The organism is Acidovorax sp. GBBC 1281 (assembly GCF_028473645.1).
GTDB lineage: Bacteria > Pseudomonadota > Gammaproteobacteria > Burkholderiales > Burkholderiaceae_C > Paracidovorax.
The window spans coordinates 1,325,601-1,350,152 of record NZ_CP097269.1 but is presented as its reverse complement, the minus strand read 5'-3'; the positions used below and the strand labels follow the sequence as shown (position 1 = coordinate 1,350,152).

Annotated in this window: 24 protein-coding genes; 3 read left to right on the top strand and 21 right to left on the bottom strand. The window is 64.6% G+C overall.

Annotation, left to right across the window (positions count from 1 at the left end; translation table 11 throughout):
* Positions 1-39 precede the first annotated feature (39 nt).
* From lysS to M5C96_RS06090, 3 genes are all read left to right on the top strand, one after another.
* Positions 40-1,578 (top strand): lysine--tRNA ligase, encoded by a 1,539-nt coding sequence (gene lysS, locus M5C96_RS06100; protein ID WP_272567890.1) that lies wholly within the window; start codon positions 40-42, stop codon positions 1,576-1,578.
* A 121-nt stretch (positions 1,579-1,699) separates the two neighbouring features.
* Entirely contained in the window at positions 1,700-2,680 is a 981-nt protein-coding gene (locus M5C96_RS06095; protein ID WP_272569624.1) for a GGDEF domain-containing response regulator, read from the top strand.
* A 32-nt stretch (positions 2,681-2,712) separates the two neighbouring features.
* Positions 2,713-3,342, top strand: coding sequence for a mechanosensitive ion channel family protein (locus M5C96_RS06090; protein ID WP_272567889.1), 630 nt, complete (start codon positions 2,713-2,715; stop codon positions 3,340-3,342).
* A gap of 75 nt (positions 3,343-3,417) precedes the next feature.
* On the opposite strand, the gene M5C96_RS06085 is transcribed toward M5C96_RS06090, so the two are convergent.
* From M5C96_RS06085 to plsX, 21 genes are all read right to left on the bottom strand, one after another.
* A complete protein-coding gene (locus tag M5C96_RS06085) occupies positions 3,418-5,313 on the bottom strand; it encodes a DUF3300 domain-containing protein (RefSeq protein ID WP_272567888.1) in 1,896 nt (631 codons plus the stop codon).
* 434 nt (positions 5,314-5,747) lie between these two features.
* On the bottom strand, positions 5,748-6,911 hold the full coding sequence (gene nagZ / locus M5C96_RS06080; protein ID WP_272567887.1) for a beta-N-acetylhexosaminidase: 1,164 nt from the start codon (positions 6,909-6,911) through the stop codon (positions 5,748-5,750).
* A 60-nt stretch (positions 6,912-6,971) separates the two neighbouring features.
* Entirely contained in the window at positions 6,972-7,364 is a 393-nt protein-coding gene (gene acpS / locus M5C96_RS06075) for a holo-ACP synthase (RefSeq protein WP_272567886.1), read from the bottom strand.
* 57 nt (positions 7,365-7,421) lie between these two features.
* On the bottom strand, positions 7,422-8,201 hold the full coding sequence (locus M5C96_RS06070; protein WP_272567885.1) for a pyridoxine 5'-phosphate synthase: 780 nt from the start codon (positions 8,199-8,201) through the stop codon (positions 7,422-7,424).
* Positions 8,198-8,977 (bottom strand): DNA repair protein RecO, encoded by a 780-nt coding sequence (gene recO, locus M5C96_RS06065; protein ID WP_272567883.1) that lies wholly within the window; start codon positions 8,975-8,977, stop codon positions 8,198-8,200. The genes M5C96_RS06070 and recO overlap by 4 nt, the downstream gene beginning before the upstream one ends.
* A gap of 146 nt (positions 8,978-9,123) precedes the next feature.
* The gene (era, locus tag M5C96_RS06060; RefSeq protein ID WP_272567881.1) at positions 9,124-10,140 is read right to left on the bottom strand and encodes a GTPase Era; all 1,017 of its coding nucleotides are present in this window, start codon (positions 10,138-10,140) and stop codon (positions 9,124-9,126) included.
* Positions 10,137-10,820: a ribonuclease III gene (rnc, locus tag M5C96_RS06055; RefSeq protein ID WP_272567880.1), complete on the bottom strand. Its 684-nt coding sequence runs from the start codon at positions 10,818-10,820 to the stop codon at positions 10,137-10,139. The genes era and rnc overlap by 4 nt, the downstream gene beginning before the upstream one ends.
* A 3-nt stretch (positions 10,821-10,823) precedes the next feature.
* Positions 10,824-11,189, bottom strand: coding sequence for a DUF4845 domain-containing protein (locus M5C96_RS06050; protein WP_272567877.1), 366 nt, complete (start codon positions 11,187-11,189; stop codon positions 10,824-10,826).
* Positions 11,190-11,242: 53 nt separating this feature from the next.
* The gene (gene lepB / locus M5C96_RS06045; protein WP_272567875.1) at positions 11,243-12,217 is read right to left on the bottom strand and encodes a signal peptidase I; all 975 of its coding nucleotides are present in this window, start codon (positions 12,215-12,217) and stop codon (positions 11,243-11,245) included.
* A 1-nt stretch (position 12,218) separates the two neighbouring features.
* Positions 12,219-14,027 carry a translation elongation factor 4 gene (lepA, locus tag M5C96_RS06040; RefSeq protein ID WP_272567874.1) on the bottom strand — a complete coding sequence of 603 codons (1,809 nt, stop codon included), beginning with the start codon at positions 14,025-14,027 and terminating at the stop codon, positions 12,219-12,221.
* A 452-nt stretch (positions 14,028-14,479) separates the two neighbouring features.
* Positions 14,480-15,961 (bottom strand): DegQ family serine endoprotease, encoded by a 1,482-nt coding sequence (locus M5C96_RS06035; protein WP_442867363.1) that lies wholly within the window; start codon positions 15,959-15,961, stop codon positions 14,480-14,482.
* Positions 15,962-16,105: 144 nt separating this feature from the next.
* Complete coding sequence (locus M5C96_RS06030) at positions 16,106-17,152, bottom strand: MucB/RseB C-terminal domain-containing protein (RefSeq protein ID WP_272567873.1); 1,047 nt, start codon at positions 17,150-17,152, stop codon at positions 16,106-16,108.
* A gap of 70 nt (positions 17,153-17,222) precedes the next feature.
* A complete protein-coding gene (locus tag M5C96_RS06025) occupies positions 17,223-17,846 on the bottom strand; it encodes a sigma-E factor negative regulatory protein (RefSeq protein WP_272567872.1) in 624 nt (207 codons plus the stop codon).
* Between the two features lie 53 nt (positions 17,847-17,899).
* Positions 17,900-18,526 carry an RNA polymerase sigma factor RpoE gene (gene rpoE / locus M5C96_RS06020; RefSeq protein ID WP_272567871.1) on the bottom strand — a complete coding sequence of 209 codons (627 nt, stop codon included), beginning with the start codon at positions 18,524-18,526 and terminating at the stop codon, positions 17,900-17,902.
* Between the two features lie 10 nt (positions 18,527-18,536).
* Complete coding sequence (locus M5C96_RS06015; RefSeq protein WP_272567869.1) at positions 18,537-19,034, bottom strand: hypothetical protein; 498 nt, start codon at positions 19,032-19,034, stop codon at positions 18,537-18,539.
* A 54-nt stretch (positions 19,035-19,088) separates the two neighbouring features.
* Entirely contained in the window at positions 19,089-20,333 is a 1,245-nt protein-coding gene (fabF, locus tag M5C96_RS06010) for a beta-ketoacyl-ACP synthase II (protein ID WP_272567867.1), read from the bottom strand.
* A 40-nt stretch (positions 20,334-20,373) separates the two neighbouring features.
* Positions 20,374-20,613, bottom strand: a complete 240-nt coding sequence (gene acpP / locus M5C96_RS06005; RefSeq protein WP_003058049.1) for an acyl carrier protein — start codon at positions 20,611-20,613, stop codon at positions 20,374-20,376.
* A gap of 103 nt (positions 20,614-20,716) precedes the next feature.
* Entirely contained in the window at positions 20,717-21,469 is a 753-nt protein-coding gene (gene fabG / locus M5C96_RS06000; RefSeq protein ID WP_272567866.1) for a 3-oxoacyl-ACP reductase FabG, read from the bottom strand.
* Positions 21,466-22,425 (bottom strand): ACP S-malonyltransferase, encoded by a 960-nt coding sequence (gene fabD, locus M5C96_RS05995; protein ID WP_272567864.1) that lies wholly within the window; start codon positions 22,423-22,425, stop codon positions 21,466-21,468. The genes fabG and fabD overlap by 4 nt, the downstream gene beginning before the upstream one ends.
* 50 nt (positions 22,426-22,475) lie before the next feature.
* Positions 22,476-23,453, bottom strand: coding sequence for a beta-ketoacyl-ACP synthase III (locus M5C96_RS05990; protein WP_272567863.1), 978 nt, complete (start codon positions 23,451-23,453; stop codon positions 22,476-22,478).
* Positions 23,453-24,505 carry a phosphate acyltransferase PlsX gene (plsX, locus tag M5C96_RS05985; RefSeq protein ID WP_272567862.1) on the bottom strand — a complete coding sequence of 351 codons (1,053 nt, stop codon included), beginning with the start codon at positions 24,503-24,505 and terminating at the stop codon, positions 23,453-23,455. Before plsX ends, M5C96_RS05990 begins: the two co-directional genes overlap by 1 nt.
* Positions 24,506-24,552 lie beyond the last annotated feature (47 nt).

Below are 24,552 nucleotides of genomic sequence, written 5' to 3'. Positions count from 1 at the left end.
TTCGTCGCGCGACGCCTCTCTTCGCCATCATTTCAATCTATGTCCGACACTCCCACCCCTGCCATTGACCACAACCAGCTCATCGCCGAGCGCCGCGAAAAACTCAAGGCCCTGCGGGAGGCCCAGGCAGCAGGCAAGGGCGTGGCGTTTCCCAACGATTTCAAGCCTGCCCACCATGTGGCGGACCTGCAGGCGCAGTACGCCGAAAGCGCGGCGGATGCGCTCGAGGCGAGCCCTGTCACCGTGAGCGTCGCCGGCCGGATGATGCTCAAGCGCGTGATGGGCAAGGCCAGTTTCGCCACCGTGCAGGACGGCTCGCTGGGCACGACGGGAGGCCGCCTGCAGCTGTACGTCACGCGCGATGCGCTGGGTGAAGAGCTGTACGCCGCTTTCAAGCACTGGGACCTGGGCGACATCGTGGGTGCGGAAGGCACGCTCATGAAGACCAAGACCGGCGAGCTGTCGATCAAGGTCACCACGCTGCGCCTGCTCACCAAGAGCCTTCGGCCCATGCCTGACAAGTTCCACGGCGTGGCCGACCAGGAGGTGAAATACCGCCAGCGCTACGTGGACCTGATGACCGATGAAACCGCGCGCAGCCGTTTCATCGCCCGCAGCAAGGCCGTGAGCGGCCTGCGCGAATTCATGGTGCAGCACGGCTTCCTGGAAGTGGAAACGCCCATGCTGCACCCGATTCCCGGCGGCGCGAATGCCAAGCCGTTCGTCACCCACCACAACGCGCTGGAGCAGGAGATGTACCTGCGCATCGCGCCCGAGCTGTATCTGAAGCGCCTGGTGGTGGGCGGCTTCGAGCGGGTGTTCGAGATCAACCGCAACTTCCGCAACGAAGGCATCTCGGTGCGCCACAACCCCGAGTTCACCATGATGGAGTTCTACGCGGCCTACTGGAACTACCGCGACCTGATGGACTTCACCGAACAACTGGTGCGCGATGCGGCCATGAAGGCGGCCGGCACGCTGCAGCTGACCTACGGCGGCCGCGAGGTGGACCTTTCCCAGCCGTTCCAGCGGCTGACCATCCGCGAGGCGATCTTCCAGTACACCGAAGCCGGCGCCCATGTGGATGATGCCGCCTGGCTCGTCAGCGCCCTCAAGAAGCTGGGCCTGAACGAAGAGAAGAACCAGCTGTCCAAGCGCACGCTGGCCAGCCTGCAGGTGCTGTACTTCGAAGAAACGGTGGAAGACAAGCTCTGGCTGCCGACCTTCATCATGGAGCACCCGACCGAGATCAGCCCCCTGGCCCGGGCCAACGACACGCGCCCCGAAGTGACCGAGCGTTTCGAGCTCTACATCACCGGCCGCGAGTTCGGCAACGGCTTTTCCGAGCTGAACGACGCCGAGGACCAGGCCGCGCGCTTTCAGGCGCAGGTCGCGGCCAAGGATGGCGGCGACGACGAGGCCATGTTCTTCGACCACGACTTCGTGCGGGCGCTCGAGTACGGCATGCCTCCCACGGGTGGTTGCGGTATCGGCATCGATCGGTTGATGATGTTGCTTACCGACAGCCCCAGCATCCGCGACGTGATCCTGTTCCCCGCCCTGCGCCGCGAACATTGATCGGCTGAGGACTGCGGCCTTCGGGGCCGAAAGGCCTGCACCTGCCTCCAGGAAAGGGACCGTGATGACCACCACCCATCCCACCCCGCTGCCCCCCAGTGGGGGCCGCATCGAGGACACCATGCCCTTCACCGTGCTGGTCGTGGAGGATCAGGCCTCCCTGCGCGCGGTGCTGGTGGCGGAACTGCGCCATGCCGGCGTGGTCGATGTGCTGGAGGCCGCATCGGGCGACAAGGCGCTCGACCTGTTCCAGTTGCACCGGCCGGACCTGGTGCTGCTGGACATCCGCCTGTCGGATCACAACGACGGCTACTGGGTCGCGCAGCAGATGCGCGAGGCCGAACCCGGGGGCTGGACGCCCATCATCTTTCTCTCCGGCCTGGACGGCGACCTGGACGTGTGGCGCGGCATCGAGTCGGGGGGCGACGACTACCTGGTCAAACCGGTCAAGCCGATCGTCCTCGTTGCCAAGCTTCGCGCCATGCGGCGGCTGCTGGACATGCGCCGCCGGCTGGTGTCGCTGTCGCAGGAGTTGCACCTGGCCAACCAGCGGCTCAATGAGATGGTCGAGGTGGATGCCCTGACCGGGCTGGTGAACCGCCGCGGCCTGGACCGCATCCTGCACAACGAGATCGCCGCGGCGCGGCGGGAGGGCGAGCCGCTCACCCTGATGCTGTGCGACCTGGACCACTTCAAGCGCTACAACGATTCAGCCGGCCACCTGCAGGGCGATGCCTGCCTGAAGGACGTGAGCCGCCTGCTGCGCGACGTGTGCACGCGCCCGCGGGATGTCGCGGCGCGCTACGGCGGCGAGGAGTTCGCCCTCATCCTGCCCGGCACGCCCCGCTCCGGCGCGATGACCTTTGCACGGGCGCTGGGCAAGCTGCTGTCCGTGCGCGCCCTGCCCCACCCCAATTCGCCGCTCGGCCCGACGCTTACGCTGTCCGGCGGCATCACCACCTGCATTCCTGACGAAGGCACCAGCGCGGAGGCCATGCTGATGCGCGCGGACCAGGCGCTGTATGCCGCCAAGGCCCAGGGACGCGCCCGCTTTTTCAGCTTCGAGATGCAGATGGACACCGTCGAGCAGCTGCGCGGCTGACAGGAGACCTTTTGCCGAACGACTGGACCTTCATGCTGCGCCTGCAACCTTACCTGCCCGACTGGATCCGGGACTGGCTCGACATCATCGTGCCGGGCTTGCAGATCCTCTTGATCCTGATCGTCGCCGTGGTGCTGCAGCGCACGCTGCGACGGCTGGTGGGGCGTGCCGGCCACCATTACCAGTGGCCCATCGAGATGATGGTGCCGATCAACGGCCTGCTGCGCTGGATCATCATGGGCAGCGCGCTGCTGCTCGTGCTGGAGCGCCTGGGTGTCTCCGCCACCGTGCTGTGGACCGCCTTCACCGGATTCGCCACCGTGGGTGCCGTGGCCTTCTTTGCCGCGTGGAGCGTGCTGTCCAACCTGTTCTGCGCGCTGCTCATCTTCACCGTGGGCCCGTTCCGCCTGGGCGACTACATCGAGGTGCTGGACACGGCGGAAAAGCCCGGCGCCAAGGGGCGCGTGATCGACATCAACCTGCTCTACACCACGCTGGAAGACTTCGACGCAGGGCCGGACGGCGCGCTACTGCAGATTCCCAATACCCTGATCTTCCAGCGCGTGGTGCGGCGTTGGAAGGGCGGGCCTCCGCGCAGGACGGATGCCGCGCCGGAAGATGCTGCCTCAGCCGAGGCCTCTTCCAGCCTGGAAACGGCCTGACCCTGCGAGGCAGGCTGACGGCGCACGCACGGCCGCAGCCCTTTTTTAGCCCGGCACGCGCCACCCACTGTCCATTCAGGTTTCGCCGTGCCTGCGCCCCTCAGGCCGATGGGCCGGTTCCGGCCCGTGGCCATGCTGCGCTGGCGCTGGCGCCGGCGAGGAATGGGGCGGCTGCACGGCGACAGGTCGGGGTGCGGCCGGCTCGTGCGGCATCGCAGGCATGGGCCTCTGCATGGCGGGTGGCGGCATGCTGTGAGTGGCACGTTCCGCCGCGCCCTGAGCCGGCCCTTGCGGCGCCATGTGCTGAACATGCTCGGGCCTCGGCACGGCCCGCTGCGCCTGTGCCTGTGCCTGTGCCTGTGCCTGTGCCTGTGCCTGTGCCTGTGCCTGTGCCTGTGCCTGTGCCCCGGGACCAGCCCCCATCTGTACGCGAGGATTCTCCCGGTGGGGCTCCCGGCTCGAAGCGCCCGGCACCGCCCCTGGTGCGACCAGTGCGTGCGGCGCCATCCCTTCCGGCCTGTTGGACGGCAACGCCACCTCGCGATGCGGCTGTGCTGCCCCGGGCACTGCCCGCGGGTCTTCAGCATGGGTCTGCATTGGGGGTTGGCCAGGAACGCTGGGCAGCGCTGCCCGCGAAGCCTGCACACGCTCCTCCGCACGCCCAGCGTTCTGGAATTCACGCGCCCCCTGGGGTCGCTGCGGAGGCACCATGGCCTGCGGCGATGGCATCACAGCGGACTGGCCTGGCGGCACAAGATGCCGGTCCTGGCCCGGAGCGTGCGGCAGCATGGCCGCCTGCGCCATGGCGTGGTGGTCGCGGTCCGGCGGGACGCGCGATGCCATCGGATTCATGGCCGGCATCGAAGCGGCCAGCGCTGTCGGCATCGCGGCCGCCACGGCCGCAGGACGGCCGCCGTCCGGTGCACGCTCGTAGATGTTGTTCGCGGTGACGCGGTTGTGGATGTTCTCCACCACCGTGCGGGACTGCGAGATGTAGGTGTTGCCCCGGTACACCACGGCGGGACGCACCACCGGCGGCGGCGGCAAGGGCGCGCCCTGGACCCAGGCCGCGCGCTCCGGTGGCCGACCCCAGTTGACGCCCCAGGCATCCCAGCCCCAGTGGTGGTGGTGCGATGCGACCGCGCCCACCAGCACGCCGGCGCCGAAGGCCAGCGCGCCCACGGCCACGGGGTCGGGCCCCACGGCCACCCCCGACGAATAGACCGGTGCGGGCGCGGCCCAGCGATAGCTCGAGTACAGCGGCACGGGCGTGCCATAGACCACCTGCGGGTCATAGCGCGGCACGTACACCGCCTGGATGTCGGCCGGTTCGATCGAGATGTAGGTGGGCGGCGGCACCACCACCGTGGGCCCGCTATACACGGCCACGGGTTGCTGCAGGTCCGCCGGCGGCGGTGGGCTCGGCAACGCGGCCGTGACGGTCTCCACGCGCAGGTGCGGCGAGCTTTTGAGCGTGCCCGCCTTGCTGGCGCGCGAGCGCATGACCTGGATGGCATTCATCACGTCCGTCGGGTCGTTGTAGTAGGCCTTGCCCAGCGCCACCGTCCAGGGCAGGTTGGAGGCCATCTGCTCCAGCACGTTCGGGAAGGCCGTCAGCGATTTGATGCTCGGGTCCCACGGTTGCTGGTCTACCGCATCCGTCAGCGCGGCGGCCTTCAGCGACGGGTTTTGCCCCAGCCAGGTTTCCGCGGCCGTGACCTGGTCGGGGTAGGTCGCACCGGCCAGCACCTGCGCCACCAGCTTGTCCGGATACAGCGCGATGGGCGCGACCATCTGGTAGAGCGCATCCGCGCTGGGCGGCGTGTAGCGGACGGCCACGGGCGCGGCCTCCGGCGCCGGTGCAGCCGCGGGCGCTGCAGCGGCGGATGGCGCGGGCGGCGGCACCCTCGGAGAAGCGTTCTGGCGATTGCAGGCGGTCAGGGCACAAACGGCGATGAGCGACAGCGCCATGCCGCGCGATGCACGCCGCAGACCCGCAGCGCGGAGGGGTCTGGGCGCGGTCGCCGCCGGTTGGAGCGGCGAGGCGGCGTGGGTTGGGGAAGCACGGGGGTCTGCAAGGGGCGCCATGGTTTTTCTCCTGAACCATCCACCGTGGGCCGGTGCGAAAACCCGGTCCGGCGTGCGTCGGCACCTCGTCGGCAGATGGTCTCTTCAGAACGGCACGTTATGCCTCGCGTTGACCGCCAGTTGTAGGCCAATGTTCGTCACGCGCTGTCGGCCCTCGCCCTGGTCCCAGTCACTGCGAAGGCTGGAAACAGCGTTTTTCGCAGTTAATGGCATTGCGGGAGGCGACTTTTCCCCGTTGAAGGCACCCAGCCAGCCACCGAACGCAGCGGTGGGCCGCACAACGATTGGTTACCAATGCGCCGAAAAACCCGCCCCGCTCACGGCAACAGTTCGAGCGCCTGCAGGTAGGCGGGCTGCAGCATCAGTTCGTCCCACGGCTGGGGCAGCGTTTCCGGCAGCAGCGCCACGCGGCGGGATTCGCTGTCGGGGCTGGCATGCCAGCGGCCATCGTCACGGGCCTGCTGCAATCCCGCCAGCAGTTCGTCCAGCGCTTCGCCTTGGCGGTCGCCCTCGCCCACGAGGCTCTGGTTGCACAGCAGCACCAGGTCGCAGCCCGCATCGAGCGCCGCCACGGCCGCATCGGTGTAGCTCACCGTCTGGCCGTCGATGCGGCGCGCGCCTTCCATGCTCAGGTCGTCGCTGAAGACCGCCCCGTCGAAACGCAGTTGCTGGCGCAGGATGTCCTGCAGCCAGCGCCGCGAAAAACCCGCCGGCCGGCTGTCCACCTTGGGGTAGATCACGTGGGCAGGCATCACGCTGGTGAGCGTGCTCGACAGCCAGGGGTACGGCGCCGCGTCGTCAGCCAGCAGGGCTTTCAGGCTGCGCGGGTCCACGGGAATGTCCGTGTGCGAATCGGCGCGAACGAAGCCATGCCCCGGAAAATGCTTGCCGCAATTGGCCATGCCCGCCTGCAGCAGGCCGTGCATGAGGCTCTTGGCCAACAGGGCCACCACGCGTGGATCGCGGTGGAAGGCCCGGTCGCCGATCACGCTGCTGCGGGAAACACCAGGCCGCTGCACGCGTCCCGCGCTGCCTCGGGGCGCCTCATCGGACCAGTCCAGGTCCAGCACCGGCGTGAAGCTGAAGTCCACGCCGCATGACCGCAGCTCGCTGCCCAGCACGTAGCCGGCGGCGGTCGCCGCATTGGTGGCGCGCAGCGCGCCGCTGCCGGGCACGGCCTTGGCGCCCCGGCCGTCGCCCTGCATCCACAGCTCGCCGAACGCCCGCATGGGTGGCAGCTGGGTGAAGCCATCGCTGCGAAAGCGCTGCACGCGGCCGCCTTCGTGGTCCACGCAGATCAGCAGATCGTCCCGCACGGCCTTGATGGCGCTGGTGAGCGCCAGCAGCTGCGCGCGGTCCTGCCAGTTGCGCGTGAACAGGATCACGCCGCCGGTGAGCGGGTGCGCCAGGCGGCGGCGGTCCGCCGCGGTGAGTTCGGTGCCGGCAACGTCGAGGATGAGGGGGGCGTGTTCGAAAGTCATGGCCAGGGGTTCACTCACTTTTTAATAGCAATCCAGGCAATACCGCATTGCGGTGGGGCCTTAGTTCTTTTCAACCACGCAAAAGCTCGCCGCGTAGTCGGATTCGTCGGTCACGCTCAGGTGGCACTGCAGGCCCTGGGCCTCGAACCATTCCTTGAGCGCGCCGTGCAGCACGATCACCGGCTGCCCGCTGGGCAGCTTGGCCACCTCGCAGTGCCGCCAGGTCATAGGCATGCGCATCCCCATGCCGATGGCCTTGCTGAAAGCCTCCTTGGCCGAGAACCGGGTGGCAAGGTAGCGCACGCCGCGTTCGGGCCAGCGCGCGCCGCGCTCGCGCCAGGTGGACAGCTCGCCCTCGGCCAGCACCTTCTCGGCGAAGCGATCGCCGTGGCGCTCCAGGCTGGCGCGAATGCGGCGGATGTCGCAGATGTCGGTGCCGATGCCGTAGATCATGTTTCAGGGTCCAATCTGCCTCCAAGGCATGAAAATCGCCGGCATATTGCTATCAAATCAGGAGCAATTTGCCGCCATGCCTTCGTCGATGCAGCGCTGGTAGGCCTGCACCGTGGCGGCATAGCCCAATTCCAGCGCATCGGCGATGAGCGCGTGCCCGATGGACACCTCCAGCAGTCCCGGCACGCCCTGCACGAAGGCGGCCAGGTTGTCGCGGTTCAGGTCGTGCCCGGCGTTCACGCCCAGGCCGGCATCCAGGGCGGCCTGGGCCGCCACGCGGTAGCGCTCCAGTTCGGCGGCCTGGCGCCCGGTGCCCCAGGCGGCGGCATAGGGCTCGGTGTACAGCTCCACGCGGTCGGCGCCCACGGCGCGGGCGGCGGCCATCTGGGCGGGCAGCGGGTCCATGAACAGGCTCACGCGCACGCCCAGTCGGCGGCATTCGGAGATCAGCGGCGCCAGCCGATCGGCATCCTGCGGAAAGCTCCAGCCGTGGTCGCTGGTGAACTGGTCTTCGCTGTCGGGCACGAAGGTGGCCTGCTGCGGCCGCACCTCGCGGATGAAATCCATGAGGTTCTGCGACGGGTTGCCCTCGATGTTGAATTCGCGGTCGGGCCAGTCCTTCATCAGCGCGGCCAGGTCGTGCACGTCGCCCGCGCGGATGTGGCGCTCGTCCGGCCGCGGATGCACCGTGATGCCCTGGGCGCCCGCCTGCAGGCACAGCAGCGAAGCGCGCGTGACGCTGGGAATGCCCAGGTGGCGCGTGTTGCGCACCAGGGCCACCTTGTTGACGTTGACCGACAGGGCGGTGCGGGCGGAAGCGGCGGAGGAAAGGGTCATAGCGATTGCAGGTCCATCATGAGCTGGCGCGTGCGCAGCACCGGGCTGCCGCAATGGTATTGCAGCAGCGTGCGCAACTGGGGTTTGAGTTCGGCCGCCATCGGCGTGCCGGCCTGGGCGATCACGCGCAGCGTGGCGGTGTAGCTCGCGCCCTCGCCCGCCTCCAGCGCGCGCTGCAGCGCCAGCCACTGCGCGCCGGCCAGCGTGGCCCGGTCGGTGGCCGTCGCGGCGCGCAGCCCGGCCTCGGGCACCAGCGTGTACCGGGTGGGTGGCTGCAAGGGCGACAGCGTGACCGTTTCGGCCCCCAGGCTGGGCAGCAGTCCGATCTCGCGCAGCAGCAGCAGTTCGAAGCTGCGCAGCACGGGTTCGAGCGCATCGCCGTGCTCGCTGCCGAGCACCCGCACCACGCCGGCATAAGCGTCGAACAGGGGCGCATGGGCATCCTCGCGGGCCATCAGGCGCATCAGCAGTTCGTTGAGGTACAGGCCCGACAGCAGCGCATCGCCCGTGGGCATGACGTGCCCGCCCACCCACTCCGCGCCCTTGAGCGCATGGATCTCGCCCTGTCCGTCGCCCGACAGGGTGTAGTTGACCCGCAGTGGTTGCAGCGGCAGCAGCACGGGGCGAAAGTTGGAGGTGGGCTTCTTGGCGCCCTTGGCGACCAGCGCGACCCGGCCATGGTGCCGCGTGAACACGTCCAGGATCAGGCTGGACTCGCTCCAGTCGTAGCGGTGCAGCACATAGGCGGGTTCGTCGGCAATACGGCGCACAGCCATGGTTTGCTATTCTTTCAATAGCGACCAGTGCTTGATGGACAAGCGCTGGATGAGGGTTTTCTTTGGGTCGGGCACCCGGCACACGGGTGCGCCGAGCCCCGGGGTGGCCCACGGCGCCGCGGCCGCCGAAGCAGCGCAGGGTCGATTCACTCGTAGCCGAACGAGCGCACGCGCGCTTCGTCGTCGGCCCAGCCCGAACGCACCTTGACCCAGATCTCGATGAACACCTTGGCGTCCATGAGCTTTTCCAGCTCCTGCCGCGCCTCGGTGCCGATGCGCTTGAGGCGCTCGCCCTTCTCGCCGATCACCATGGCCTTGTGGCCGTCGCGCTCCACCACGATGGTGGCGGCGATGCGGATCATGCGGCTCTTGGTCTTGCCCTTTTCTTCCTCGAACTTGTCGATGACGACGGTCGAGGTGTAGGGCAACTCGTCCCCCGTGAAGCGGAACAGCTTCTCGCGCACCGTCTCCGAGGCCAGGAACTTCTCGCTGCGGTCGGTCAGCTCGTCCTCGGCATACCACCAGGCCTGCTCGGGCAGGTACTTGGCGCAGATGCCGAACAGGCGCTCGATATCGCCCTTGTTCTTGGCCGACATGGGCACGAACTCGGCGAACGGATGGCGCTCCTGCATGCCCTTGAGCCACGGCGCGATTTCCGCGCGGCGGTGCACCGTATCGAGTTTGTTGGCGATCAGCAGCGTGGGGATGCCGGGCTTGAACAGCGACAGCACCTTGGCATCGGCCAGCGTGAAGCTGCCGGCCTCGACCACGAAAAGAATCAGGTCCACATCGCCGATGGCGCCCATCACCGTCTTGTTGAGCGACTTGTTGAGCGCTGTGCTGTGCTTGGTCTGGAAGCCCGGCGTGTCGACGAACACGAACTGCGTCTGCTCCATCGTGCGGATGCCGGTGATCCGGTGGCGCGTGGTCTGCGCCTTGCGCGAGGTGATGCTGATCTTCTGCCCCACCAGCGCATTGAGCAGCGTGGACTTGCCCACATTGGGCTTGCCCACGATGGCGATCAGACCGCAACGCTGGCCGGTGGCATCTGCCGGGGCGCTGGCCGGCTTGGCGGCTGCCAGCATCGCTTCCAGGTCATTTTGGCCGCCAGCGCTAGGTTCATCTGCGCCACCAGCTACATTTTTTGTAGCATCTTCATTCATGGATTCTTCGCTTTCAATAGGACCAGCATGGCCGCCGCCGCCGCCTGCTCGCCTGCCCGGCGTGAGCCGCCGATGCCGCGCTCGGTCAGGCCCAGTTCGGAGATTTCGCACTCCACATCGAAGGTCTGGCGGTGTGCAGCCCCCACCGTACCCACCACCCGGTACTGCGGTAACTTCATTTTGCGACCCTGCAGCCACTCCTGCAACGCGGTTTTGGGGTCCTTGGCGGCCGCCTCCATCTGCGGGTTGATCTCCACGCCCTGGAAGAGCCGGTGCACCAGGGCCTCGGCCTGCAGGTACCCGGCATCGAGGTACGCCGCGCCGATGAGCGCCTCCAGCGCGTCGGCCAGGATGGATGGCCGCAGCTTGCCGCCCGATTTGGCCTCGCCCTCGCCCAGGCGCAGCACGTCGGGCAGCTTCAGGCGCAATGCCAGTTCATGGAGGGTTTCCTGCCGGACCAGGTTGGCCCGCACCCGGGACAGATCGCCTTCGGGCAGATCGCGCAGGCGCTGGTACAGCAGGCTGGACACCGCCAGGCTGAGGACGGAATCGCCCAGAAATTCCAGGCGCTCGTTGTGGTCGGCGGAAAAGCTGCGGTGCGTGATGGCGCGCTGCAGCAGCGAAGGATCGGAGAAAGCATGCTGCAGGCGGTCCTGCAGTGCGGAAAGGCTGGGTTGCACCGACTACTTGGTCTGTTCTTGGAATCGATACACGAGATAGGCCGGGCCGGCCAGGGCGATCTCGCGCGAGTAGCTGAAGGACACGACGATCTTCTCGTTGCGCTTGGTCACCTCGAGGTCCTTGCCCTGGACCGAACTGATGTTGTCGATCGACGCGGCACGGTCGAAGATGGCTCGCACGTCCGGCACCGAACCGCCTTCCCGCGCGGCCTTGTTGGCGGCCTTGCTGATGGCCTGGTACTCCAGAAAGATCGGCACCGACTGCCCGCCGATGGCAAAGGCGGCCACGGCCAGCAGGCCGATGAAAATCAGTCCGATGAACGACAGGCCGCGCTGGCGCGCGCGGCTGGCGGTACGGTGCAATGCCATGGTGATCTACCCCTCTTTGGTATTGGCGGTGGTGAAACGTGCGAAGCCGATGCTCAGCGGAACGGGCCGATGCGCTTGAGGTTGCCGAAGTTCATCCAGACGAAGAAGGCCTTGCCCACGATGTTGGCGTCCGGCACGAAGCCCCAGTAGCGCGAATCGAGGGAGTTGTCCCGGTTGTCGCCCATCATGAAATACTGGCCCTCGGGCACCTTGCACAACACACCCTCGACGCTGTAGCGGCAGTTCTGGCGGTTCGCGAAATCGCTGGCGCCCTGGACGAAGGCCGGCACGTCGGGGTTGTTGATCATGCGGTGGCGGTGGTCGCCCAGCTGCTCTTCGAACTGCTTGAAGTAGCGCATCGTGTCTTCGTCGAAGAAGTCCGGCACGGCGGAGGTTTCCACCACCTGTCCGTTCACCGTGAGGCGCTTGTTCAGGTAGGCCACTTCGTCGCCCGGCACGCCCACCACGCGCTTGATGTAGTCCATGCTGGGCTGGGGCGGGTAGCGGAACACCATCACATCGCCGCGCTGGGGCGCGTTGCCCTGCGTGAGCTTGGTGTTGATGACGGGCAGGCGGATACCGTAGGTGAACTTGTTCACCAGGATCAGGTCGCCCACCAGCAGCGTGGGAATCATCGAGCCCGAGGGAATCTTGAACGGCTCGAACAGGAACGAGCGCAGTAGGAACACCACGGCGATCACCGGGAACAGGCCGGCGGTCCAGTCCAGCCACCAGGGCTGCATCAGGATGCGGTCCTTGGCCTCCTGCACGTCGCCATCCACCTTCTGGATGCCCATGCGGTCCAGTTCGGCGCGCCGCTGCGCCGCCGCATCTTCGATCGCCTGGGCCGCCTTTCGGCGGCGTGGCAGGAAGACCAGCCGCTCGGCCAGCCAATAGGCGCCCGTCACCACGGTGGCCAGGAACAGCAGCAGGGCGAAGTTGCCTTCGATCGCCCCCATGTACCAGGCCCCGACATAGGCCACGAAGGCGGCGAGGATCACGGAGGTCACGTATTGCATGGCCTGCATCTCAGTCTTCCACCTGCAAAATGGCCAGGAACGCTTCCTGGGGTACTTCCACCGAACCGATCTGCTTCATGCGTTTCTTGCCTGCTTTTTGTTTCTCGAGAAGCTTGCGCTTGCGGCTGATGTCGCCGCCGTAGCATTTTGCCAGCACGTTCTTGCGCAGCGCCTTGATGGTTTCGCGCGCGATGATATTCGCGCCGATCGCAGCCTGGATGGCCACGTCGTACATCTGGCGGCTGATGATCTCGCGCATCTTGGCCACCACGGCACGGCCGCGGTACTGCGACTGCGAGCGGTGCACGATGATGGACAGCGCATCGACCTTCTCGCCGTTGAGCAGGATGTCCACCTTCACCACGTCGGAGGCGCGGTACTCCTTGAACTCGTAGTCCATCGATGCATAGCCGCGCGACACCGACTTGAGCTTGTCGAAGAAGTCCAGCACGATCTCGCCCAGCGGCATCTCGTAGGTCAGCATGACCTGGCGGCCGTGGTAGGCCATGTTCATCTGCACGCCGCGCTTCTGGTTGGCCAGCGTCATCACCGGGCCGACGTAGTCTTGCGGCATGTAGAGGTGCACCGTCACGATGGGCTCGCGCACCTCCTCCAGGCGGCCCTGGTCGGGCATCTTGGAGGGGTTCTCGACCATCACCACTTCGCCGTCGGCCTTCACCACCTGGTAGACCACGCTGGGCGCGGTCGTGATCAGGTCCTGGTCGAACTCGCGCTCCAGGCGTTCCTGCACGATTTCCATGTGCAGCAGGCCCAGGAAGCCGCAGCGAAAGCCGAAGCCCAGCGCCTGGCTGACTTCGGGCTCGTAGTGCAGCGAGGCGTCGTTGAGCTTGAGCTTCTCCAGCGCGTCGCGCAGCGAGTCGTACTCGCTCGCCTCGGTCGGGTACAGGCCGGCAAACACCTGGGGCTGGATTTCCTTGAACCCCGGCAGCGCTTCGGTCGCCGGACCGGCATTGTTGGGCAGCTTCTTTTCCAGCGTGATGGTGTCGCCCACCTTGGCGGCCTGCAGTTCCTTGATGCCGGCAATGATGTAGCCCACCTGGCCAGCGTCGAGCGAGTTGCGCGATTCGTTCGCGGGAGTGAACACGCCCAGGTTGTCAGCGTTGTACACCGCGCCGCTGGCCATCATCTTGAAGCGCTCGCCCTTCAGCAGACGGCCATCGACCACGCGCACCAGCATCACGACGCCGACGTACGGATCGAACCAACTGTCGATGATCATCGCGCGCAGCGGGCCATCGGCCTGGCCGCGCGGCGCCGGCACCTTGGCCACAATGGCTTCGAGAATCTCGTCGATGCCCATGCCCGTCTTGGCAGAGCAGGGAATCGCATCGGTCGCATCGATGCCGATCACGTCCTCGACTTCGGCCTTCGCGTTGTCGGGATCGGCGTTCGGCAGGTCCATCTTGTTCAGCACGGGCACCACCTCCACACCGAGGTCCAGCGCGGTGTAGCAGTTGGCCACGGTCTGGGCTTCCACGCCCTGCGACGCATCGACGACCAGCAGCGCACCTTCGCAGGCCGAGAGCGAGCGCGAGACTTCATACGAGAAGTCCACGTGGCCCGGCGTGTCGATCAGATTGAGGTTGTAGATCTGGCCGTCTTTGGCCTTGTATTGCAGCGCCGCAGTCTGCGCCTTGATGGTTATCCCACGCTCTTTTTCGATGTCCATCGAGTCGAGCACCTGGGCTTCCATATCACGCTCGGCAAGCCCGCCACAGCGCTGAATCAAGCGATCCGCCAAGGTCGATTTGCCGTGGTCGATGTGCGCAATGATGGAAAAATTTCTGATGTGGTTCATCAAGGGAAAGCGACAAGTGATTGAATTAAAACGGAGCGCACAAGAAAAAAGGGCGCGTCAAATGGTGACGCGCCCTGAACCAACAATCATTTGGCAACTGCGATGGTTGGAACTTCATTGTAGGCAAAAAGGCCGAGAGGGAAAGTCCGCCCGACAAGGTTCAGAGGGCGTTGCCGCCTTGCAACGCGTATTTTATACACAGCTTATTCACAAAACGCTTTCGACTTTCGGAATAACTTGTGGGCACACTGTGGATCACCTGTGCATGGTTCAACACCATCCCACATGGTGGCGCAGAATTGAGCCGATATGCAGTTAAGTGGTGAAAATCAGGCGCCATTCTATCGAAAACGATCAATGGAAATGCCGCGCAAAACGTGGAGAGACCGAACCGGATTTCTGCGCAAAGGCCCCAAACCCCACTTTGGGATGGGGCTTTGTGAGGCCACCGGTCAACGTGCCGGACGGATCAACGCGTATTGGGCCCATTCGCCACGGCGGAACAGCACGTTGATGGGCTTGCTCTTGTCCGCCTTGGCCAGGGCCGCCTCGAAGTCCTTCAGGTTGGCCACTTCGATATTGGCGATGGAAAGAATCACGTCGCCTTCGCGCAGGCCGGCACGCGCGGCCGAATCTGTGGCCGCGTTGACACGCAGCCCACCCTTGAGCTTCAGCTCCTTTTTCTGGGCGTCGGTCAGCTCGGCAACCGCCAGGCCCAGTTGCTGGGCGGCTGGAGACGGCTTGGGTTTTGCGCTTTCACGCTCGCCGCCTTTGCTCGCCACCGGCTTGTCGTCCGGCTCGATCTCGGCCACGGTGATGGAGAGATCCTTGCTGGCACCGCGGCGGAACACCGTCACCGTGCTCTTGTTGCCCGGCTTGGTATTGCCCACCAAGCGCGGCAGATCGGCGGTTTTTTCGATGGTCTTGCCGTCGAACTTCGTGATGATGTCACCCGCCTCCACGCCCGCCTTGTCGGCAGGAGACCCGGCCTCCACCCCACTCACGAGCGCCCCCTGGGGCTTGCCCAGACCGATCGACTCGGCCACATCCTTGGTGACCTGGCCGATCTGCACGCCGATGCGCCCGCGCGTCACGCGACCCGTGGCGCGCAACTGGTCGCTGACCCGAATGGCCTCATCCATCGGAATGGCGAAGGAGATCCCCATGAAGCCGCCCGAGCGAGAGTAGATCTGGCTGTTGATGCCGACGACCTCGCCACGCATGTTGATCAGCGGCCCGCCGGAGTTACCTGGGTTGATCGCGACGTCCGTCTGGATGAAGGGCAGGTAATCGCCCGTGTCGCGCTGCTTGGCACTGACGATGCCCGCGGTCACAGAGTTTTCAAGCCCGAAGGGCGAGCCGATCGCCATGACCCACTCACCGACCCGCAGCCGGTTGAGATCGCCCACCTTGACGGCCGGCAATCCGGTGGCTTCGATCTTGACCACGGCCACATCCGTGCGCTTGTCGGCGCCCACGATCTTGGCTTTGAACTCGCGCTTGTCGGTCAGGGTGACGATGACCTCGTCCGCGCCCTCCACCACGTGCGCGTTGGTCATTACATAGCCGTCTTGCGTGAGGATGAAGCCAGAGCCCACGCCGCGTGGCTGCTCTTCCTCGGGCTGTGCCCGGGGGCGCTGCTGGCGCTGCGCATTGGGCGGCACGGGCACACCGAAACGCCGGAAGAACTCGAGCATCTCCTCGTCCATGGCATTCGGGCCGGCACGCTCCGCGGCTTTTTCCAGCGTGCGGATGTTGACCACCGACGGCCCGACCTGATCCACCAGGTCCGTGAAATCCGGCAAACCCCGGACCGTGGGCGGCGGCGTTTGCGCCAACACACTGACGGGCACAGCCGCGGAGGCAGCGGTCAATGCCATCGCGACGGCCACCGCGCACGATTGCAGATTTTTCCAGTTCGTCGTCATCAGCATCATCGTTCTTTCAAAATTCAGAGGAGACATCGGGAGCAGCAAAAGAACTTCGTATTGCAAGCTTCACATTTGGTTCCCGCAACACCACCGTCAGCAGTTCATGCATCCGCCCCGGTGGGGCGGCTTGGGCAGCGGAGGCGCCGCTCAACGGGCGTATTCCAGTTGCTCGGCCACCAGCCGCAAGGTTTCCTGCGGCACCTCGCCCACCGCCGTGAGCCACATGTTGCCTGAAACGCGTTGCGCCAGGGTCTGGGTCGCCCCCATGCTGCCCGCGCTCGGGCCGGCAGCATGGCGGGAGGCGTCGTAACGCTCCAGGAAGAGCGAGACCGTCGCCAGTCCATCCGAGAGCAGGCAATGCAAGGGAAGGCCCGTCTGCGCAGCAGACGCATCCTCTTGCTTATAGCAATCCCCAGGGGTGAACCCACCCACCGGCGCACGCAGGCGCCAACCTTCGGCTTGTGCCGTGGTCTTGCGCATGGCAACCGTGACCACACGGAAATCGCGCACGTCATCCATCATGCCGACGAGGCGCGCAAATGGCACCGCGTTATCCAGCTCCAGCTGAGAAAACGCCGCCTGCTCCAGCACACGTCCCCGCAGGTCGAGGGTCTGCAGCTTCAAGATCAAGCCCGAGGCTTCGGCCACCCACATGCGGTAACCGAATCGCAGCCCATCCTTGGGTCGCAGCCAGGCCACTTCGCTTTCGTGGCCCGCAACGCGTTCACTTCCCAATGTCTGCACCGTGTAGTGCGCATCCAATCCGCGATCGGCCGTTTCAGGCAACCGCGGGAACAAGCTGGGCATGTCGCGGCGATCCTCGCGCACCATGCGTGCCTGGGGCAAGAAGGTGCGGACGAGCCCCTCTCGGCGATAGACCACGCGGGGAGACCCGTTCAATGCCTCGATGCGCTCGATCTGGTCGTTTCCGTCGGCCGCATGCCAGATACGGGAACTGACCATGGCACCCGATGCGGACAACACCACGAAGGTACCGCTGTAGCTGTGCTCGCGGGAGGCACGATGGATACGCTCCAGCCATCCGGAAATGGAGCGTGTGTCGCCAGGCACCGCGGCATTGGATGCAGCAACGGCGGGCGACGGCCCGGCCAGCGCATGACCCGAAGCGGCCACGACCAGCATCCACGCCAGAGCGTGGCGCATCGAAGCCACCTTGCTCAGGTAGCCCGCCAAGGCGCGAACACCTCTGACTCGAGGCTGGTGAGCGGCGTACAAGGGGCCTTCTTGGCCTGTCTTCACGATCTCAGCGCGCCGGAGCCTCGAAGGTGGCATTGCGCAGGAAACCTGCCGGCATTTGCAGCGCCGACGTATTGCCAAACTGTTTGTGTGCCGCCAGCAACTCATCCAGCCGCGGATCGCGGATCATGACCTGCGGTGCGCTCCCTTCCGTTGCGTCTGCCACAGCCACGGCTGCAGGAGCGGCGGTCACGGGCACAGCGGAAGCCATCTGCGCACCTTCGGCGCCGGACTGAATACCTGTCATGGCCGTCCATCCAATCGCCCCAACGGCGGCGAGCGAAGCAAAACCCGCAGCCATTTTCCAGCGAAACACGGAGGCATTGGCGGCCACGGCAGGCGTCACGACCTCCGCGACAGCTCCTTGAACGACGGCACTGGCCACCAACGGAGGGCGCTGAATGCCCTCCGCTTCGATCTGGCTGCGAAGCCGATCCACCAGTGAGGAATTCACCGGGCGCGCCAACTCGGAGGAGCGAAGCACGTCGCCGATCAGGTGATACATCTGCCACGTTTCGGAGCCGTCCGCATTGCTGCTGGCGTAGTCCACGGCTTGACCAAACTCCTGGCCTCGCAACTGTCCATCCGCGAGGGCAGACAAATGTTCACGCATTTTCAGATCGTCATTCATGGTCGTTCCCCAGCCATCACGTTTTGCTTCACTGCTCTGCCATTCACACCACGCTACCAGCGCTTGCCCGACTGCTTCTCCAACAAAGGGCGGACACGGGCCGATATGGCTTCCCGCGCTCGAAAGATACGGGAACGTACGGTGCCGATGGGGCAATCCATGGCAGCCGCAATCTCCTCATAGGTCAACCCTTCGATCTCACGCAATGTCACCGCCTGGCGCAAGTCTTCAGGCAGCGCATCCATTGCCGCATTCACCGCCACCGCGATTTCCTGGGCGGCAAGCACCGTCTCGGGCGTTTCGTCGGTGGTTAGTTCATGACCCAGTCGGGAAGTTTCATCGTCGTCATCACTTCCTCGCAAAGCATTTTCCGAGATGACGGGATTGCGCTTCATGTCGACCAGCGCCTTCTTGGCGGTGTTGACCGCAATCCGATAAAGCCAGGTATAGAACTGCGCCTCTCCCCGGAATTGGTGCAGTGCGCGATACGCGCGGATGAACGTTTCCTGGGCAATGTCCTGCACGAGATCCGAGTCGCGGACCATGCGGCCAATGAGCCGCTCGATGCGCCGCTGGTACTTGATCACCAGCAGTTCATACGCCTTCTGGTCACCCGCAACCGTGCGCTCCACAAGCTGAAGGTCACTGTCGGCGGAAGGCGGGGGCATGGAAGCAGTCATGAAAAAGGGCTCACGCGTCGCCGCGCCGGACAGAGAACATGCCGTCGGCACGGGGCTCTGGCTTGGGGCGCGAATATACCGCACGGCGTAGCGCTGCCCAGGCCTCCCGTGGCCCCACACGCTCGAGGCACAGCCAGCGGGTTCGGCCATCAACGCCATGCAATTGCAGCAAGAGAAAAGACTGGAAATCCGCATGGACCACCAATTCACCTGCAACCGGTACTCCTGCACTTTGATTCAACGACCAATGCAAGCCGTCCCAATACAGGACACCTTCAGGTAGACGGAACCAAAAGCGCCAAGCCAGTCCGGCAGACGTGATCCAAAGGACGAAAAACACAGCGCTTCGAAACAGGTCACTTCCAGCAGAATGCGTGATCCACACCGCAAAGGCACCAAGACCTGCAAACAGCACACCCGCAATGAACCAGCCCAACCGGCGGCTCCTCGCCACCTCATGGCGGGTGGCTGGGGCATGAAAGGACTTGGCCGAGCGGGTCATCAACACGCCCATGCCATCACAGGTGACCGACTGGCGCCGCGCAGCGGTCTGACCACCCCGTCAAACGCGCTTGAAAACCAGCGTGCCGTTGGTGCCGCCAAAACCAAAATTGTTCTTCACCGCGATGTTCATCTTCATGTCGCGGGCGACATTGGCGCAGTAGTCCAGGTCGCATTCCGGGTCTTGCTCGAAGAGGTTGATGGTTGGGGGCGCCTTCTGGTCACGCAACGCCATCACGGTGAACACGCTTTCGATCCCACCCGCACCGCCCAGCAAATGGCCGGTCATCGACTTCGTCGAGCTGATCACCGTCTTTTTGGCATGCTCGCCCAAAGCGGCCTTGATTGCATGGGTTTCGTTCAAATCGCCCAATGGCGTGGAAGTGCCGTGGGCATTGAGGTAATCCACATCCTCGGCGTTGACGCCGGCATTGCGCAGCGCGGCCTGCATGGCGCGGCGAGGGCCGTCCATGTTGGGCGCCGTCATGTGCCCTGCATCGGCGCTCATGCCATAGCCGGACAGTTCCGCGTAGATCTTGGCACCGCGGGCTTTTGCGTGCTCGTACTCTTCCAGCACCAGCACCCCGGCACCCTCGCCCAATACGAAGCCATCGCGGCCTTTGTCCCATGGGCGGGAGGCAGTCTTTGGATCATCGTTGCGAGTGGACAAGGCGCGCATGGCCGCAAAGCCACCCACACCCAGGGGAGAAACCGTGGCTTCCGTGCCGCCAGCGACCACCACATCGGCGTCGCCGTACTCGATCTTGCGCGCCGCCTCGCCGATGCAATGCAGGCCCGTCGTACACGCCGTCACCACGGAAAGGTTCGGGCCTTTGAAGCCAAAGCGCATCGATACATGCCCCGCCACCATGTTGATGATGGATGCGGGAACGAAAAAAGGCGTGATCCGGCGGGGACCCCGGCTTTCCAGTTCTGCATGGGTGTTTTCAATCAGCGGCAAACCACCGATCCCGGATCCGATGATGCAGCCAATGCGCGTCGCCAGTTCTTCGTCCAGCGCCTCGCCGGTTGGAAGGCCGGCATCCCGCACCGCCTCATCCGCTGCAGCGATGCCGTAATGGATGAAGGTATCCATCGTGCGTGCATCCTTGGCGCTCATGTAGGCGCCAAGATCGAATCCCTTGACCTCGCCCGCGATCTTGCAGGCAAAGTTCGAAGCGTCGAACTTGGTGATGAGGTCAATGCCGGATTGACCGGCCAGGATGTTGGCCCAGGCATCTGCCACCGTGTTTCCGACGGGGGTGATGCAACCCAGGCCGGTCACGACGACGCGACGACGGCTCATGCGCTAAGACTTTCTACGGATCTGTCTGAACTGAAGGCGCTCAGGCCTTCTGATGGGTATTGGCGTAGTCGATGGCGTTTTGCACCGTGGTGATCTTCTCTGCATCTTCGTCAGGAATCTCGATGCCGAACTCGTCTTCCAGCGCCATCACCAGCTCCACCGTGTCCAGCGAGTCAGCGCCGAGGTCGGCCACGAAAGCCTTTTCGTTGGTGACTTGCGATTCTTCAACGCCGAGTTGTTCGGCAATGATCTTTTTGACACGTGCTTCGATATCGCTCATGGTTTCCCTTTGAGGGTTGTGAATGAATCCGCGATTCTAGCTGCTTCGGGATCAGTCCCCTACCAGCCCGCCGTCGCGATGAATCGGCGCTAACTTTGCTCAATTACATGTACATGCCGCCATTGACATGCAACTCCTGGCCCGTGACATAGCCTGCCTCTGCCGACGCCAGATAGGCGACCGCATGGGCAATGTCTTCCGGGCGGCCCATGTGGCCCATTGGAATCTGCGATTGCAGCGATTGCTGCTGCTCGGTAGGGAGTTGCGCCGTCATGTCGGTCGCGATGAAACCAGGAGCCACGCAGTTCACCGTGATGCCCCGGCTGGCCAGTTCACGGGCAAGGGCACGCGCCATGCCTGCCACGCCCGCCTTCGCTGCCACATAGTTGGCCTGGCCTGGATTGCCTGCCGAACCCACCACGCTGGTGATGTTGATGATGCGGCCGAAGCGCTGTTTCATCATGGGTCGAATGACGGCGCGGCTCACCTGGAACACGGCCTTCAGATTGGTGTCGATGACCGCATCCCAGTCGTCGTCCTTCATGCGCATGGACAACGTGTCGCGGGTGATGCCAGCATTGTTCACCAGCACATGCAAACCGCCGTGCTGCTTCACGATGGTGTCGATCAACGCATCGACAGCCGCCACATCCGTGACGTTCAGATTCACACCCTGACCGCCGCCGGACGACAGGGCCTGAGAGATGCGCTGAGCGCCCTCATCCGTCGTCGCGGTACCGATCACCAAATAACCACGGGACGCCAACACGGCCGCGATGGCAGCGCCGATGCCGCGCGATGCGCCAGTGACCAGCGCTACCTGGGGCTTTTCATTCAACGAAGGGGTATCGCTCATGCCAACAATGCTCGTATTTCGGCCAGCGTGGCCGGGTCATAAATAGAAGCAGCGACCAGTTCGGGGTCGATGCGTTTTGCCAAGCCCGTCAGCACCTTGCCTGGGCCGCACTCCACCAGATGCGTCACGCCGTGGGATTTGAGCGCCTGCACGCATTCCACCCAGCGCACCGGACCGAAGGCCTGGCGGTACAGCGCATCGCGAATGGCATCTGCCTCCTGCCGGACCGCGACATCCACGTTGTTGACGACTGGGATCTGCGGGGCCGCCAAGGACAGCGCCGACAGGGCCTCCCGCAATTTCTCGGCCGCCGGCCTCATCAGGCTGGAGTGAAAAGGAGCGGATACCGGCAAGGGCAACGCACGCTTGGCGCCAGATGCCTTCAACAGTTCGCACGCCTTGTCGACGCCGGCTTTCGTGCCCGCAATCACGGTCTGGATGGGGTCATTGAAATTCACGGCCTCCACCACTTCACCGCCATCCGCACCGAAGGATGCTGCCGCCGCAGCGCAACCTTCGATCACTTTATGCGCATCCATGCCCAGAATGGCAGCCATCGCGCCCACGCCGACGGGAACCGCTTCCTGCATGGCGGCAGCACGCAGACGCACGAGTGGCGCGGCCTGCGCCAGCGTCAGCACCCCTGCAGCCACCAACGCCGAATATTCGCCGAGCGAGTGGCCGGCCACCGCAGCCGGGACGTTGCCGCCCTCCGAGATCCACGCACGCCACGCGGCCACGCCAGCGACGAGCATGACCGGCTGGGTGTTGGTCGTCAGCGAAAGCGCTTCTTTCGGGCCCTCATGAATCAAGCGTGCGATGTCTTCGCCCAGGGCGTCGGAAGCCTCCTGCAGGGTTAGCGCCACCACAGGGTGGTCGCCCCATGCATCCAGCATGCCGACCGACTGGGATCCCTGGCCGGGAAAAACAAATGCAAAAGATTTTTTGGTCGTCATAAACGAATGGTCAAAACCGCCTTCACCGCTTAATTTTTCAGCGTTTCAAGCTACAGCTTCAGGAGCACCGCACCCCATGTAAAACCGCCTCCCACGCCCTCCAGAAGCAACGTCTGTCCGGGCTTGGCCTGGCCGGTGCGAACCGCATGATCGAGTGCCAGGGGAATCGACGCCGCCGAAGTGTTGCCATGTTGGTCTACGGTGACGACCACCTTGTCCATCGACAGGCCCAGCTTCTTCGCCGTACTTTGCATGATGCGGATGTTGGCCTGGTGAGGGATCAGCCAGTCCACGTCCGCATCGGTCAGGCCGGCCTTCTCCAGGGCAGCACGGGCTGCTTTTTCCAGCACACCCACAGCCAGCTTGAAAACGGCCTGGCCATCCATCTTGAGCAATGGGTCACCCAGAATCTGCCCGCCATAAACGTTGCCCGGCACACACAGAATGCCCACATGCCGGCCATCGGCATGCAGATCGCTCGACAGGATGCCAGGAGTTTCCGACGCTTCCAGCACCACGGCGCCTGCGCCGTCACCAAACAGCACGCAGGTGGTGCGGTCATCAAAATCGAGGATGCGGCTGAACACCTCCGCACCCACGACGAGGGCGCGGCGGGCGCTGCCGGACTGGATCATGGCATCTGCCACGGTCAGCGCATACACGAAACCACTGCAGACGGCCTGCACATCGAAAGCCGGACATCCATTGGCCCCCAGCTTGTTTTGCAAGATGCAGGCGGTCGAAGGGAAAACCATGTCCGGCGTGGACGTGGCGACGATGATCAGATCGATGTCCTGCGGCTGAACCCCTGCCGCCTCCAGCGCATTGCGAGAAGCCTCCAGCCCCAGATCGCTGCTGCAGACATCGCGCTCCGCGAAGTGGCGGGCCCGGATGCCGGTGCGCTCGACGATCCACTCGTCCGATGTTTCCACACCGCGCTGAGCCAACTCGGCCACGAGGTCGGCATTGGTCAGACGACGAGGAGGAAGGCTGCTGCCAGTGCCTGTGATGCGGGAGTAGCGTCTCATCAATATGGGGACCCGACGGCGGTATTGACAGGCTGGGCATCCGATGGCGCCAGCAAGGGCGCAGCATGCGCCACCCGCGTCCGGACGCGGTCGAGCAGGTTGTTGCGGGCTGCATCATACGCCCGGTTCAAAGCCTGCTCGAAGGCCATGGCGTCCGCCGATCCATGACTCTTGAACACCAATCCGCGCAGCCCGAGCAATGCCGCCCCGTTGTAGCGACGGTGATCCATTCGCTTCATAAGTGCAGATAGCACCGGATAGGCCACAACTGCCGCCAGTTTGGTAAAGATATTGCGCTTGAACTCCTGCTTGAGTCCACCGACGATCATGGAGGCCACACCTTCGCTGGCCTTGAGCGCCACATTGCCCACAAAACCGTCACAAACCACGATATCGACCGTGCCCTTGAAAATGTCGTTGCCTTCCACATTGCCAAAAAAGCGAAGATCACCTGAATTACCCACCGTACGCAACAGTTCGCCTGCTTTTTTGATCACTTCACTGCCTTTGATCGCTTCCTCGCCAATGTTGAGCAAGCCGACGGTGGGCTCCGAGCCCTCTTGAAGCGCAGACACCAGCGCCGACCCCATCACTGCAAATTGCAGCAGATGCTCGGCACTGCAATCTACGTTGGCGCCCAAGTCCAGCACGGTCGTAGCACCGCCCTTGGCATTGGGTATCTGTGTCGCAATCGCGGGGCGGTCGATTCCGTCCAGGGTTTTGAGGAGATAGCGAGCGATGGCCATCAAAGCGCCCGTGTTGCCCGCAGAAATGGCGGCTTGTGCGGCCCCATCCTTGACCTGCTGAATTGCAACGCGCATGGACGAATCCTTTTTACGGCGCAAGGCAATCTCCACTGGGTCGTCCATGGTGACGACCTCGCTGGCAGGCGTGACAGCGGCCCGATCGTGCTTGAAGTCCTTGAGGCTTTCGGGCTGGCCGACAAGGAGCAAACGGGCTTCGGGATGGTTTTCTAGGAACTGGCGGCACGCCGCTAGCGTGACGCGGGGGCCGTGATCGCCCCCCATGCAGTCAACAGCCAGTGTGATCATGGGCGACTTGTCCGACCGCAGAAAACGACCGGAAATGAAAATACAGC

Bases quoted from the DNA above. Each gene is read 5' to 3' on its own strand.
- M5C96_RS06050 (WP_272567877.1), bottom strand. From the start codon at position 11,189: ATGGCATTGCACCGTACCGCCAGCCGCGCGCGCCAGCGCGGCCTGTCG.
- M5C96_RS06025 (WP_272567872.1), bottom strand. From the start codon at position 17,846: ATGAATGACGATCTGAAAATGCGTGAACATTTGTCTGCCCTCGCGGAT.
- era (WP_272567881.1), bottom strand. From the start codon at position 10,140: ATGAATGAAGATGCTACAAAAAATGTAGCTGGTGGCGCAGATGAACCT.
- M5C96_RS06035 (WP_442867363.1), bottom strand. From the start codon at position 15,961: ATGCTGATGACGACGAACTGGAAAAATCTGCAATCGTGCGCGGTGGCC.
- plsX (WP_272567862.1), bottom strand. From the start codon at position 24,505: ATGATCACACTGGCTGTTGACTGCATGGGGGGCGATCACGGCCCCCGC.
- nagZ (WP_272567887.1), bottom strand. From the start codon at position 6,911: ATGACTTTCGAACACGCCCCCCTCATCCTCGACGTTGCCGGCACCGAA.
- acpP (WP_003058049.1), bottom strand. From the start codon at position 20,613: ATGAGCGATATCGAAGCACGTGTCAAAAAGATCATTGCCGAACAACTC.
- fabG (WP_272567866.1), bottom strand. From the start codon at position 21,469: ATGAGCGATACCCCTTCGTTGAATGAAAAGCCCCAGGTAGCGCTGGTC.
- rpoE (WP_272567871.1), bottom strand. From the start codon at position 18,526: ATGACTGCTTCCATGCCCCCGCCTTCCGCCGACAGTGACCTTCAGCTT.
- M5C96_RS06085 (WP_272567888.1), bottom strand. From the start codon at position 5,313: ATGGCGCTGTCGCTCATCGCCGTTTGTGCCCTGACCGCCTGCAATCGC.
- acpS (WP_272567886.1), bottom strand. From the start codon at position 7,364: ATGATCTACGGCATCGGCACCGACATCTGCGACATCCGCCGCATTCGC.
- fabF (WP_272567867.1), bottom strand. From the start codon at position 20,333: ATGAGCCGTCGTCGCGTCGTCGTGACCGGCCTGGGTTGCATCACCCCC.
- fabD (WP_272567864.1), bottom strand. From the start codon at position 22,425: ATGACGACCAAAAAATCTTTTGCATTTGTTTTTCCCGGCCAGGGATCC.
- M5C96_RS06090 (WP_272567889.1), top strand. From the start codon at position 2,713: ATGCTGCGCCTGCAACCTTACCTGCCCGACTGGATCCGGGACTGGCTC.
- M5C96_RS05990 (WP_272567863.1), bottom strand. From the start codon at position 23,453: ATGAGACGCTACTCCCGCATCACAGGCACTGGCAGCAGCCTTCCTCCT.
- M5C96_RS06095 (WP_272569624.1), top strand. From the start codon at position 1,700: ATGCCCTTCACCGTGCTGGTCGTGGAGGATCAGGCCTCCCTGCGCGCG.
- lepB (WP_272567875.1), bottom strand. From the start codon at position 12,217: ATGCAGGCCATGCAATACGTGACCTCCGTGATCCTCGCCGCCTTCGTG.
- recO (WP_272567883.1), bottom strand. From the start codon at position 8,977: ATGGCTGTGCGCCGTATTGCCGACGAACCCGCCTATGTGCTGCACCGC.
- lepA (WP_272567874.1), bottom strand. From the start codon at position 14,027: ATGAACCACATCAGAAATTTTTCCATCATTGCGCACATCGACCACGGC.
- M5C96_RS06070 (WP_272567885.1), bottom strand. From the start codon at position 8,201: ATGACCCTTTCCTCCGCCGCTTCCGCCCGCACCGCCCTGTCGGTCAAC.
- lysS (WP_272567890.1), top strand. From the start codon at position 40: ATGTCCGACACTCCCACCCCTGCCATTGACCACAACCAGCTCATCGCC.